The organism is Enterobacter sp. T2 (assembly GCF_010692925.1).
GTDB lineage: Bacteria > Pseudomonadota > Gammaproteobacteria > Enterobacterales > Enterobacteriaceae > Enterobacter > Enterobacter kobei.
Genome location: NZ_CP048736.1, coordinates 603,941 through 616,462, shown reverse-complemented (window position 1 = coordinate 616,462; position 12,522 = coordinate 603,941). Strand labels below are relative to the sequence as shown.

11 protein-coding genes are annotated in these 12,522 nt (G+C 57.5%); 10 read left to right on the top strand and 1 reads right to left on the bottom strand.

The window, feature by feature from the left end; genetic code table 11:
- Positions 1-84 precede the first annotated feature (84 nt).
- From hpaH to yjiA, 10 genes are all read left to right on the top strand, one after another.
- Positions 85-888 carry a 2-oxo-hept-4-ene-1,7-dioate hydratase gene (gene hpaH, locus G0034_RS02910; protein WP_014882414.1) on the top strand — a complete coding sequence of 268 codons (804 nt, stop codon included), beginning with the start codon at positions 85-87 and terminating at the stop codon, positions 886-888.
- A 10-nt stretch (positions 889-898) separates the two neighbouring features.
- A complete protein-coding gene (hpaI, locus tag G0034_RS02905; RefSeq protein ID WP_014882413.1) occupies positions 899-1,696 on the top strand; it encodes a 4-hydroxy-2-oxoheptanedioate aldolase in 798 nt (265 codons plus the stop codon).
- 21 nt (positions 1,697-1,717) lie between these two features.
- Positions 1,718-3,070: a 4-hydroxyphenylacetate permease gene (gene hpaX, locus G0034_RS02900; RefSeq protein ID WP_045281853.1), complete on the top strand. Its 1,353-nt coding sequence runs from the start codon at positions 1,718-1,720 to the stop codon at positions 3,068-3,070.
- Complete coding sequence (gene hpaA, locus G0034_RS02895) at positions 3,042-3,932, top strand: 4-hydroxyphenylacetate catabolism regulatory protein HpaA (RefSeq protein ID WP_045268931.1); 891 nt, start codon at positions 3,042-3,044, stop codon at positions 3,930-3,932. The genes hpaX and hpaA overlap by 29 nt, the downstream gene beginning before the upstream one ends.
- A gap of 195 nt (positions 3,933-4,127) precedes the next feature.
- Positions 4,128-5,690, top strand: a complete 1,563-nt coding sequence (gene hpaB, locus G0034_RS02890; protein WP_023331946.1) for a 4-hydroxyphenylacetate 3-monooxygenase, oxygenase component — start codon at positions 4,128-4,130, stop codon at positions 5,688-5,690.
- 17 nt (positions 5,691-5,707) lie between these two features.
- Positions 5,708-6,217 carry a 4-hydroxyphenylacetate 3-monooxygenase reductase subunit gene (locus tag G0034_RS02885; protein ID WP_014882409.1) on the top strand — a complete coding sequence of 170 codons (510 nt, stop codon included), beginning with the start codon at positions 5,708-5,710 and terminating at the stop codon, positions 6,215-6,217.
- Between the two features lie 178 nt (positions 6,218-6,395).
- Complete coding sequence (locus tag G0034_RS02880) at positions 6,396-7,313, top strand: helix-turn-helix transcriptional regulator (protein WP_023338986.1); 918 nt, start codon at positions 6,396-6,398, stop codon at positions 7,311-7,313.
- Between the two features lie 191 nt (positions 7,314-7,504).
- Positions 7,505-9,658 carry a carbon starvation CstA family protein gene (locus G0034_RS02875; RefSeq protein ID WP_014882408.1) on the top strand — a complete coding sequence of 718 codons (2,154 nt, stop codon included), beginning with the start codon at positions 7,505-7,507 and terminating at the stop codon, positions 9,656-9,658.
- Between the two features lie 97 nt (positions 9,659-9,755).
- On the top strand, positions 9,756-9,959 hold the full coding sequence (locus G0034_RS02870; protein WP_003856610.1) for a YbdD/YjiX family protein: 204 nt from the start codon (positions 9,756-9,758) through the stop codon (positions 9,957-9,959).
- A gap of 10 nt (positions 9,960-9,969) precedes the next feature.
- Positions 9,970-10,923: a GTPase gene (gene yjiA / locus G0034_RS02865; RefSeq protein ID WP_023331944.1), complete on the top strand. Its 954-nt coding sequence runs from the start codon at positions 9,970-9,972 to the stop codon at positions 10,921-10,923.
- 45 nt (positions 10,924-10,968) lie between these two features.
- On the opposite strand, the gene G0034_RS02860 is transcribed toward yjiA, so the two are convergent.
- Complete coding sequence (locus G0034_RS02860; protein WP_063666880.1) at positions 10,969-12,327, bottom strand: esterase-like activity of phytase family protein; 1,359 nt, start codon at positions 12,325-12,327, stop codon at positions 10,969-10,971.
- Positions 12,328-12,522: the final 195 nt, after the last annotated feature.

Genomic DNA, 12,522 nt, shown 5'->3' with positions numbered 1-12,522 from the left:
TGAGGGAAATCTCAGCGGCCTGATGCCCTCACCCCGGCCCTCTCCCACGGGGAGAGGGAGAAAACAATACAACAGGATATCGCCATGCTCGATAAACACACCCATACCCTGATCGCCCACCGCCTGCATCAGGCGGAACAAACCCGGGAGCAGATCCGCGCGATCTCGCTGGACTACCCGGAGATCACCATTGACGACGCCTACGCCGTTCAGCGCGAATGGGTAAACCTGAAAATCGCCGAAGGCCGCGTGCTGAAGGGTCACAAGATCGGCCTCACCTCCAAAGCGATGCAGGCCAGCTCGCAGATCAGCGAGCCGGACTACGGCGCGCTGCTGGACGACATGTTTTTCCACGACGGCAGCGACATCCCCGTCGATCGCTTTATCGTCCCGCGCATCGAAGTAGAGCTGGCGTTCGTGCTGGCAAAACCGCTGCGCGGCCCGAACTGCACGATCTTCGACGTCTACAACGCCACGGACTACGTGATCCCGGCACTGGAGCTGATCGACGCCCGCTGCCACAACGTTGACCCGGAAACCCAGCGCCCGCGCAAGGTGTTCGACACCATCTCCGATAACGCTGCCAACGCGGGGGTGATCCTCGGCGGTCGCCCGATTAAGCCCGACGCGCTGGATCTGCGCTGGATCTCCGCCCTGCTCTACCGCAACGGCGTGATCGAAGAGACCGGCGTGGCCGCTGGCGTGCTTAACCACCCGGCGAACGGCGTGGCGTGGCTGGCGAACAAGCTAGCGCCGTACGACGTGCAGCTTGAGCCGGGGCAGATCATCCTCGGCGGCTCGTTTACCCGCCCGGTGCCCGCCAGCAGAGGCGACACTTTCCACGTTGACTACGGCAACATGGGCTCCATCAGCTGCCGCTTTGTGTAAGGAGACAATCATGCAGAATGCATTCAAAGCGGCGCTGAAAGCGGGCCGTCCACAAATCGGCTTATGGCTGGGGCTCACCAGCAGCTACAGCGCCGAACTGCTGGCCGGGGCAGGCTTCGACTGGCTGCTGATCGACGGCGAGCACGCCCCGAACAGCGTGCAAACCGTCTTAACCCAATTGCAGGCCATCGCCCCTTATCCGAGCCAACCGGTGGTGCGCCCGTCGTGGAACGATCCGGTGCAGATCAAACAGCTGCTGGACGTCGGCGCACAAACCCTGCTGGTGCCGATGGTGCAAAACGCCGAAGAAGCGCGGCTGGCGGTACGTGCCACCCGCTACCCACCGGCGGGCATTCGCGGCGTCGGCAGCGCGCTGGCAAGAGCGTCGCGCTGGAACCGCATTCCGGACTATCTGCAGCAGGCTAACGACGCCATGTGCGTACTGGTGCAAATCGAAACCCGTGAGGCGCTGAAAAACCTGCCGCAGATCCTCGACGTGGAAGGCGTCGACGGCGTGTTTATCGGCCCGGCCGATCTCAGCGCCGACATGGGCTTTGCCGGTAATCCGCAGCACCCGGAGGTCCAGGCCGCTATCGAGCAGGCGATCGCGCAGATCCTGAGCGCGGGCAAAGCCCCCGGCATCCTGATGGCAAACGAGGCGTTGGCAAAACGCTATCTCGACCTTGGCGCGCTGTTTGTCGCCGTCGGCGTCGACACTACCCTGCTCGCCCGCGGTGCGGAAGCGCTGGCTGCACGCTTTATCGAACAACCGGTTACGTCAGTTAATAACAATAAATCCGTCTACTAAACGTAAGATCTGGAGCGCATCATGACGACCTCTACCCTGCAAACCCATGATAATAAAGCTGTTGAACAACGCGCCATTAACAAGCTGTTCCGACGTTTAATCGTGTTTCTCTTTATCCTGTTTGTTTTCTCGTTTCTCGACCGCATCAACATCGGCTTTGCCGGACTGACGATGGGTAAAGATCTCGGCCTCACCTCCACCATGTTTGGCCTGGCCGCAACCCTGTTTTACGTCACCTATGTGTTGTGCGGGATCCCAAGCAACATCATGCTGGCGAAGATCGGCGCGCGGCGCTGGATCGCCGGGATCATGGTGGTGTGGGGCATCGCCTCCACCTGCACCATGTTCGCCACCAGCCCTGAAACCCTTTACGTCCTGCGCATGCTGGTGGGCATTGCCGAAGCCGGTTTCCTGCCGGGGATCCTGGTCTATCTCACCTGGTGGTTCCCGGCCTATCACCGCGCCCGCGCCAACGCGCTGTTTATGATCGCCATGCCGGTCACCATGATGCTCGGTTCAATCCTCTCCGGGTACATTCTGGCGATGGACGGGCTGTGGAACCTGAAGGGCTGGCAGTGGCTGTTCCTGCTGGAAGGGCTGCCGTCAGTGGTGCTCGGGGTAGTAACCTGGTTCTACCTTAACGACACGCCGGATCAGGCCACCTGGCTGGATGAGGACGAAAAGCAGGCGCTGAAAACCATGATCGCCCGCGAGCAGGAGGTCACTATTGCCCGCGCCGTCACGCCGCGCTCGACGCTGCGAGAAGTGCTGACGCCCGCCGTGCTGCTCTATACGCTGGCCTACTTCTGCCTGACCAACACGCTGAGCGCGATCAACATCTGGACGCCGCAGATCCTGCAGAGCTTTAACACCGGCAGCAGCAATATCGTCATTGGCCTGCTGGCGGCGATCCCGCAGTTTTGCACCATCCTCGGGATGATCTGGTGGAGCCGCCGATCCGACAGGCTGAAAGAGCGAAAAAAGCACACCATCCTGCCGTACCTGTTCGCGGCGGCGGGATGGATGCTGGCCTCCGCCACCGATCACAGCCTGATCCAGCTGCTTGGCATCATCATGGCCTCAACCGGATCATTTACCGCCATGGCGATATTCTGGACCACGCCAGATCGGGTGATTAGCCTGCAGTCCCGCGCGGTGGCGCTGGCGGTGATCAACGCCATCGGCAACGTGGGTTCTGCCGTTAGCCCGCTGCTGATCGGCATTCTGCGCGACGCGACCGGCAGCTTCAGCTCCGGGCTGTGGTTCGTGGCCGGGCTACTGGTGGTCGGCGCGCTGGTGCTGACGCGCATTCCGATGACGCAGCGGGATCAACAGAGGAACGATCATGTGCCAGAGCCCTATCGCCAACATTGATATCAGCAAGGAGTACGACGAAAGTCTGGGCACCGACGATGTGCACTACCAGTCGTTCGCACGCATGGCGGCCTTTTTTGGCCGCGACATGCAGGCGCATCGTCACGACCAGTATTTTCAGATGCACTTTCTGGATACCGGGCAGATTGAACTCCAGCTCGACGATCACCGTTACTCGGTGCAGGCCCCGCTTTTCGTTCTCACGCCGCCGTCGGTGCCGCACGCGTTTATTACCGAATCCGACAGCGACGGGCACGTGCTGACGGTGCGCGAGGATCTGATCTGGCCGCTGCTGGAGGTGCTCTACCCCGGCACCCGGGAAGCGTTTGGTCTGCCGGGGATCTGCCTGTCGCTGGCCGACAAGCCTGATGAACTGGCGGCGCTGAAACACTACTGGCAGCTGATAGCCCGGGAGTCCATGGAACAGCTGCCGGGCCGCGAGCATACGCTGGTTCTGCTGGCGCAGGCCGTATTCACTCTGCTGCTGCGCAACGCGAAGCTCGACGATCACGCTTCAGGCGGTATGCGCGGCGAGCTGAAGCTGTTCCAGCGCTTTACCCAGCTGATCGACACGCACTACCACCAGCACTGGACAGTGCCGGAATATGCCAACGAACTGCACCTGACCGAATCCCGGCTAACCGATATCTGTCGCCGCTTCGCCAACCGCCCGCCGAAGCGGTTGATCTTCGACCGACAGCTGCGGGAAGCCAGACGGCTGCTGCTCTTTTCCGACAGCGCGGTCAGCGAGATTGCCTGGCAGCTGGGGTTTAAAGATCCGGCCTATTTCGCCCGCTTTTTTAACCGCTTAGTGGGGTGCTCGCCAAGCGCATATCGGGCGCAGAAAGTACCGGTTTCCTGAACGCATCACGGTTCGTAGGGCGGGTAAGCGCAGCGCCACCCGCCGAAAAGCCGCACAGATCACAAATCCACATCCCACCCGAAAAGTACCCGCCGTTGTCCCAATCGTCCCTTCACGTCCCGCCCCTCTCACGCTTCAATTAAACAACAAAAACAAAACATAAATTTAACATCACTATTCCGATACGAGGTCCCTATGAAGCCTGAAGATTTCCGCGCCGATGCCAAACGTCCGTTAACCGGTGAAGAGTATTTAAAAAGCCTGCAGGACGGGCGTGAGATTTATATCTACGGCGAGCGCGTCAAAGACGTCACCACCCATCCGGCGTTCCGCAATGCGGCAGCCTCCATCGCGCAGATGTACGATGCCCTGCACAAGCCGGACATGCAGGACACGCTGTGCTGGGGCACCGACACCGGCAGCGGCGGTTACACCCACAAGTTCTTCCGCGTGGCGAAAAGCGCCGACGACCTGCGCCAGCAGCGCGACGCTATCGCCGAATGGTCACGCCTAAGCTACGGCTGGATGGGGCGTACGCCGGACTATAAGGCCGCGTTCGGCTGCGCGCTCGGTGCCAACCCGGCCTTCTACGGTCAGTTCGAGCAGAACGCCCGCAGCTGGTACACCCGCATTCAGGAAACCGGCCTGTATTTCAACCACGCCATCGTTAACCCGCCTATCGACCGCCACAAACCGGCGGATGAGGTGAAAGACGTCTACATCAAACTGGAGAAAGAGACCGACGCCGGGATCGTTGTCAGCGGGGCGAAAGTGGTGGCAACCAACTCGGCGCTGACCCACTACAACATGATCGGCTTCGGCTCCGCGCAGGTGATGGGCGAAAACCCGGACTTTGCGCTGATGTTCGTCGCACCGATGGATGCCGAAGGCGTCAAGCTCATCTCCCGTGCCTCTTACGAGATGGTGGCTGGCGCAACCGGCTCCCCGTATGACTACCCGCTCTCCAGCCGCTTTGATGAGAACGACGCGATCCTGGTGATGGATCATGTGCTGATCCCGTGGGAAAACGTGCTGATCTACCGCGATTTCGACCGCTGTCGTCGCTGGACGATGGAAGGTGGCTTTGCGCGGATGTATCCGCTACAGGCATGCGTGCGCCTGGCAGTGAAGCTCGACTTCATCACCGCCCTGTTGAAAAAATCGCTGGAGTGTACCGGCACCCTTGAATTCCGCGGCGTACAGGCGGATCTCGGCGAGGTGGTGGCCTGGCGCAATATGTTCTGGGCGCTGAGCGACTCCATGTGCTCTGAAGCCACGCCGTGGGTCAATGGCGCGTATCTGCCGGACCACGCGGCGCTGCAGACCTACCGCGTGATGGCTCCGATGGCCTACGCGAAGATTAAGAATATTATCGAACGTAACGTCACCAGCGGGCTGATCTATCTGCCGTCCAGCGCGCGGGACCTGAATAACCCACAGATTGACCAGTATCTGGCGAAATACGTGCGCGGCTCCAACGGCATGGATCACGTCGAACGCATCAAGATTTTGAAGCTGATGTGGGATGCCATTGGCAGCGAGTTTGGCGGCCGTCACGAGCTGTATGAGATCAACTACTCCGGTAGCCAGGATGAAATTCGCCTGCAGTGTCTGCGCCAGGCGCAGAGCTCCGGCAACATGGACAAAATGATGGCGATGGTCGACCGCTGTATGTCCGAATACGACCAACACGGCTGGACGGTGCCGCACCTGCACAACAACAGCGATATCAACATGCTGGATAAGCTGCTGAAATAGCGCAGCGGGAGGTTTCAATGCAATCAGAAGAACGCCTGCGTTTTCGCGACGCGATGGCCAGCCTGTCGGCCGCAGTCAATGTCGTCACCACCGAGGGGGAAGCAGGCCGCTGCGGCATTACCGCCACCGCAGTCTGTTCGGTTACGGACACGCCGCCGTCGGTCATGGTGTGCATCAACGCCAACAGCGCCATGAACCCGGTATTCCAGGGCAACGGCAGACTGTGCATAAACGTGCTGAACCACGAGCAGGAGATCATGGCTCGCCACTTCGCCGGGATGACCGGTATGACAATGGAGGAGCGCTTTGCCCTCTCCTGCTGGCAGAAAGGCCCGCTGGCGCAGCCGATGCTGAAAGGTGCGCTGGCAAGCCTGGAAGGCGAGATAAGCCAGGTGCAAACCATCGGCACGCATCTGGTGTATCTTGTTGAAATTAAAAATATCATTTTGAGTGATGCAGGACACGGCCTGATCTACTTCAAACGCCGTTTCCACCCGGTCATGATGGAGGTGGAAGCCACCGCGTAATTCTCCCGCGCGCTGGCCTTTTTTTCGGCCAGCGCCACTTTCTGCAAAAACTCCTAAGGTTTCCGCTAAATCACGCCGTTATACAACCATAAGATAAATTTTCTGTGCCTGAATACTGACATCTCTGGTCAGTGCTTCCCGCTTCATTCAGCGCATACCTAATATACAGGATTACCTTATGGCTAAAACGACGCGGAGCCGCTCGGCTGAACGTCTGGTCGATATTCTGGTTGAGCTACATTTAAACGGTGTGGTAAACCGCAGTGCGCTAATGACCAAATTTAAAATTACCGAGCGTACCGTCTACCGGGATTTAAATGCGCTCTCTCCTATCGTTGAACATACCGGTAACGGGCTATATCGGCTGATCCATTCCGCACAATCTCCCGGCGGACAAGGGTTACATCACACACTGGCTAACTTCCTGAATGCAGATAACTTTTTCCCTGAAAGAAATACGGAATTCTGGCAAAAGCTGGAAACACGCGTTGACGAAAATCATATTCTTATCCTTGGTAACGACGCAGAGCACACGGTACAACGTGATATCAGCCGTCATTTAGCGAAAATTGAGAAATCTATTAATAACCATAATGTTTGCCAGATCGTTTATAAGGGTAAAACCCGCCTGATTAATCCCTATAAACTCATTAACAAAAAAAATATATGGTATTTACAAGCTACCGAAAATAGTCGGCTTAAATCCTTTTCATTGAGTCAGATTCGCTGGTTTGATATTCAGAAAACCCTTTTTACCCCTGAAGAGAATGTCCGCGCGCTCCTGGAAAAAAGCCTCGATCCGTGGGTGTCTGAAGATACTTTCACAGTGAAAATATTCATTAAAGATAATATTTCACATTACTTCCTGCGCCGGGATCTTCTGCCGGAACAAGAGCTGCTGGAAGAACAACGCGGCGGTATCACGCTGCGCTGCCGGGCGGCACACGAGAACCAGATCCTGCCGCTGCTGTTCTACTGGCTGCCGAATATTCAAATCCTGGAGCCGAACTGGCTGAAGGAGAAACTGGTTAAAACGCTGGAAAACTATCTGGCGATGGCGCGCAGCCCGGATAACCACGTGATCTCAATCACATAATTTCCTCCCGCGGCGGCGAGCCTTAACCACTCGCTGCTTCCTTTGACCGCTCACCCGTCACTTTCAACCACTCATTCATTTACCCACCTTTACACGCGCGAGGATCTGGCACGATCGCTCCAGCATTACTCAATACCTCCTCACAACGAACCTTGACCCTTTTTTCTTTACATAAAAAACCAGGTCTTACTATGGATACTAAAAAACTACTTAAGCACGTGCCCTGGGCCTTACTCGGGATCCTCGGTGCTTTCTGTCTGGCGGTTGTCGCATTACGCCGGGGCGAACACGTCAGCGCCCTGTGGATCGTCGTCGCGTCCGTTTCCGTCTATCTTGTGGCTTATCGCTACTACAGCTTATACATCGCGCAGAAGGTCATGAAGCTCGACCCAACGCGCGCCACGCCGGCGGTCATTAACAATGACGGCCTGAACTACGTGCCAACCAACCGCTACGTGCTGTTTGGTCACCACTTTGCCGCCATTGCAGGCGCTGGCCCGCTGGTCGGCCCGGTACTGGCCGCGCAGATGGGCTACCTGCCGGGTACGCTCTGGCTGCTGGCGGGCGTGGTGCTGGCGGGCGCGGTGCAGGACTTTATGGTGCTGTTTATCTCCTCACGCCGTAACGGTTCGTCGCTGGGTGAGATGATCAAAGAAGAGATGGGTCGCGTGCCGGGCACCATTGCCCTGTTCGGTTGTTTCCTGATTATGATCATTATCCTCGCGGTGCTGGCGCTGATCGTCGTAAAAGCGCTGGCCGAAAGTCCGTGGGGCGTGTTTACCGTCTGCTCTACCGTACCGATTGCGCTGTTCATGGGCATTTACATGCGCTTCCTGCGCCCGGGGCGCGTGGGCGAAGTCTCCGTGATTGGTATCGTGCTGCTGGTTGCCTCTATCTACTTTGGCGGCGTCATTGCGCATGACCCGTACTGGGGCCCGGCGCTGACCTTTAAGGACACCACCATCACCTTCGCGCTGATTGGTTACGCGTTTGTATCCGCCCTGCTGCCGGTATGGCTGATTCTGGCACCACGTGATTACCTCGCGACCTTCCTGAAAATCGGGGTTATCGTCGGGCTGGCTATCGGGATTGTAATCATCAACCCTGAGCTGAAAATGCCGGCGGTGACTCAGTACATTGACGGCACCGGCCCACTGTGGAAAGGCGCGCTGTTCCCGTTCCTGTTTATCACCATCGCCTGTGGTGCCGTGTCTGGCTTCCACGCGCTGATCTCCTCCGGCACCACGCCGAAGCTGATGGCCAACGAAACCGACGCGCGCTTTATCGGTTACGGCGCGATGCTGATGGAATCCTTCGTGGCGATCATGGCGCTGGTTGCGGCGTCTATCATCGAACCGGGCCTGTACTTCGCAATGAACACCCCGCCTGCGGGTCTGGGCATCACCATGCCAAACCTGCATGAGATGGGCGGCGAAAATACCGCGCTGATCATGGCACAGCTGAAGGATGCCAGCGCCCACGCGGCAGCGACCGTCAGCTCCTGGGGCTTCGTGATCTCCCCTGAGCAGATCATGCAGACCGCGAAAGACATCGGCGAACCGTCCGTGCTGAACCGCGCAGGTGGCGCACCGACCCTGGCTGTCGGTATTGCGCATGTGTTCCATAAAGTGCTGCCGTGGGCAGACATGGGCTTCTGGTACCACTTCGGTATTCTGTTTGAAGCGCTGTTTATCCTCACCGCGCTGGATGCCGGTACCCGTGCGGGCCGCTTCATGCTGCAGGACCTGCTGGGTAACTTCGTGCCGTTCCTGAAGAAAACCGACTCTCTGGTGGCGGGTGTGCTCGGCACTGCGGGTTGCGTAGGCCTGTGGGGTTACCTGCTGTATCAGGGCGTGGTTGATCCACTCGGCGGCGTGAAGAGCCTGTGGCCGCTGTTCGGTATCTCTAACCAGATGCTGGCCGCTGTGGCTCTGGTACTTGGCACCGTCGTACTGGTGAAAATGAAACGCACCAAATACATCTGGGTGACCGTCATTCCTGCACTGTGGCTGCTGCTCTGCACTACCTGGGCGCTGGGCCTGAAGCTGTTCAGCACCAACCCGCAGCTGGAAGGCTTCTTCTTCATGGCGAACCAGTACAAAGAGAAGATTGCCGCAGGCGGCGCAGATCTGACCGCGCAGCAGATTGCCAACATGAACCATATCGTGGTGAACAACTACACCAACGCAGGTCTGAGCATTCTGTTCCTGGTGGTGGTGTACAGCATCATTTTCTACGGTATCAAAACCTGGCTGAAAGTGCGTAACGCCGAAGGCCGTACGGATAAAGAAACGCCGTACGTGCCGGTGCCGGAAGGCGGCGTGAAGACCTCTTCACACCATTAAAAAAAATGGCGGGTGGCGCTACGCTGACCCGCCCTACAACGGTACTGTAGGCCCGGTAAGCGTAGCGCCACCGGGCTTTGTCTTATCAGGATGCATTATGTTTGGTAACTTAGGCGAAGCGAAAAAATACCTCGGTCAGGCGGCAAAAATGCTGATTGGTATTCCGGACTATGACAACTACGTTGAGCATATGAAGACCAACCATCCGGATAAACCGTACATGACCTACACTGAATTCTTCCGCGAGCGTCAGGAAGCACGCTACGGTGGAAGTGGAGAAGGCGGCGTCCGCTGCTGCTAAAGGAGAGAACATGACCCCGATTGCCGTCACCCTGCTGACCGGTTTCCTCGGCGCCGGTAAAACCACCCTGCTGCGCCACATCCTGAACGAGCAGCACGGCTTCAGGATCGCCGTCATCGAAAACGAATTCGGCGAAGTCTCCGTGGACGATCAATTGATTGGCGATCGCGCCACGCAGATCAAAACCCTGACCAACGGCTGCATCTGCTGTACCCGCTCAAACGAGCTGGAAGACGCCCTGCTGGATCTGCTCGACAGCCGCGATCGCGGTGAAATCGACTTCGACCGCCTGGTGATTGAATGCACCGGCATGGCCGACCCCGGCCCGATTATTCAGACCTTTTTCTCCCATGACATTCTTTGCCAGCGCTACCTGCTGGACGGCGTCATCGCCCTGGTCGATGCGGTTCACGCCAACGATCAGATGAACCAGTTCACCATCGCCCAGTCTCAGGTGGGCTACGCTGACCGCATCCTGCTGACCAAAACCGACGTGGCGGGTGACAGCGAGAAACTGCGTGAACGTCTGACCCGCATTAACTCCCGCGCGCCGATTTACACCGTGACGCACGGCGATATCGACCTCTCACAGCTGTTCAACACCAACGGCTTTATGCTGGAAGAGAACGTCACCACGAAACCGCGTTTCCACTTTATGGGAGACAAGCAAAACGACGTGACGTCGATTGTGGTGGAGCTGGATTACCCGGTGGATATCAGCGAGGTCTCCCGCGTGATGGAGAACCTCCTGCTGTCATTTGCCGACAAACTGCTGCGCTACAAAGGGATGCTGTGGATCGACGGCGAACCGAACCGCCTGCTGTTCCAGGGCGTGCAGCGCTTATACAGCGCCGACTGGGATCGCCCGTGGGGCGATGAAGCGCCGCGTAGCGTAATGGTATTTATTGGCATACAGCTGCCGGAGGAAGAGATTCGCGCGGCGTTTGCAGATCTGAAAAAATAACCGCCCTGCTTCCCCTCTCCCCTGTGGGGTGAGGGGTGCTTAAACTTATTTCAACGCCTCCGGCAGCATCACAATCCACAGCTCACTATCCGACTCCGGCTTCTTCAGCGGCTTCACGCTAAGCGTGGTTTCAACCGGTTTATCATCCAGCGTCAGCTTGCCTTCCGCGTTCACCCGATAATCCTTGAGCTTCTTGCCCTCGACCGGATTTTGCATCGCCACCTTCACGCCAAAGTCATTATCGTTCGCCACGGCAAGCCGTTTGCTGTCGATCAGCGCCAGCCCTTCGGCCTTCTCCTGCTGCCAGCCCAGCGCGCGCAAATCAACGACCTGCGTTTTTGCCGCAAGGGTAATGCCGCGCTGCTTCAGGGTTTTCTCATCATCAAACTCCGGGTACTCGCCCGGCTTGTCAAAGGCGCTCAGGTCGCTCGCCTTGCTGAGGTCCACCTTGTAGATAAGGTTACGCATCCCGTCATTTTTATCGCTGCCCTGCTCAATCAGCAGGATATGCTGGTCATCAAGCGCCACGATGTCACCGATTTTGGCATCACTGTTTTTGCTGTAGGCCGCGCTGTCGATAGGGTAGCCGTACATCGCTGTTTTGCCGGTCGCCGGGTCGAAGCTCACGAGACGCGTAAACAGCGCCTGCTTTTTGCTTTTACCGTCGATATCCAGCGTACTTTGTACCGCGGCGATAATGCGCCCGTCCGGCATACGGGTCAGGCCTTCAAAGCCCCGGTTCGGTTGACGCCATTTGATAACGTTTGGCAGACCGCCCGCGATCGACTTTTCCCCTTCCGCCGCCTGCGGGCCGTGGATCGCCAGGATTTTCCCTTTACTGTCGACGTTAATCAGAAACGGGCCATACTCGTCGCACAGCCAGTAGCCGCCTTTGCCATCCGGCGTGATGCCTTCCGTATCCAGCCCGCGGTTGTCACCCTTCAGCGTCTTGAGAGTGTCGCTAAACGCCACCTCATTGGTGGATCCAATCACGCCGCTTTGCAGCGGCAGACCGTTAATCTCGCCTTTATCGTCATGCAGCGGGCGGGCATCCGTCGCTTCTGCTTTACCGTTCTGCACGCGGATGGTCATCAGCAGCGGCGCGAAATCCGGCGTGACAAAAATTTTGGCTTCATTTTTACCCATTTTTGGCGCATCGGCGTTTGGACCGCGATCGGTCACGGTTGCAAAGGTCAGAGCATCGCCCTGCTTACCCGTAAACAGCAGGCCAGAGCCAATGCCCACCGGGAGTCCGTTCGGAAATGCGCTGGCGAACGCGCCGCTGTAGTTGACGTGTGAGCCTTCAGGTAAGCTGACGACATAGCGTTCAGCCGTGGGCTGTGCCGCCAGGCCAGAGAAAGAGAACGCACAACCAACCAGCACAGGAATGATTTTTCTTTTCATATTGTTAGCATCCAGTAAGAGAAGCCAACAACGTAATGAACAAACGTGTCAGAAAAATGACATCGCAGGGAAAGGCGCCTGCGCGAGAGGACGTGTTTTCACCACCATAAGTGTAAATCTTTGTTGTTTTATGTGATTTTTGAAATATTTTTGGGAATTTCTAGAAACTCCATTATTACACCTCCAGTCACTATC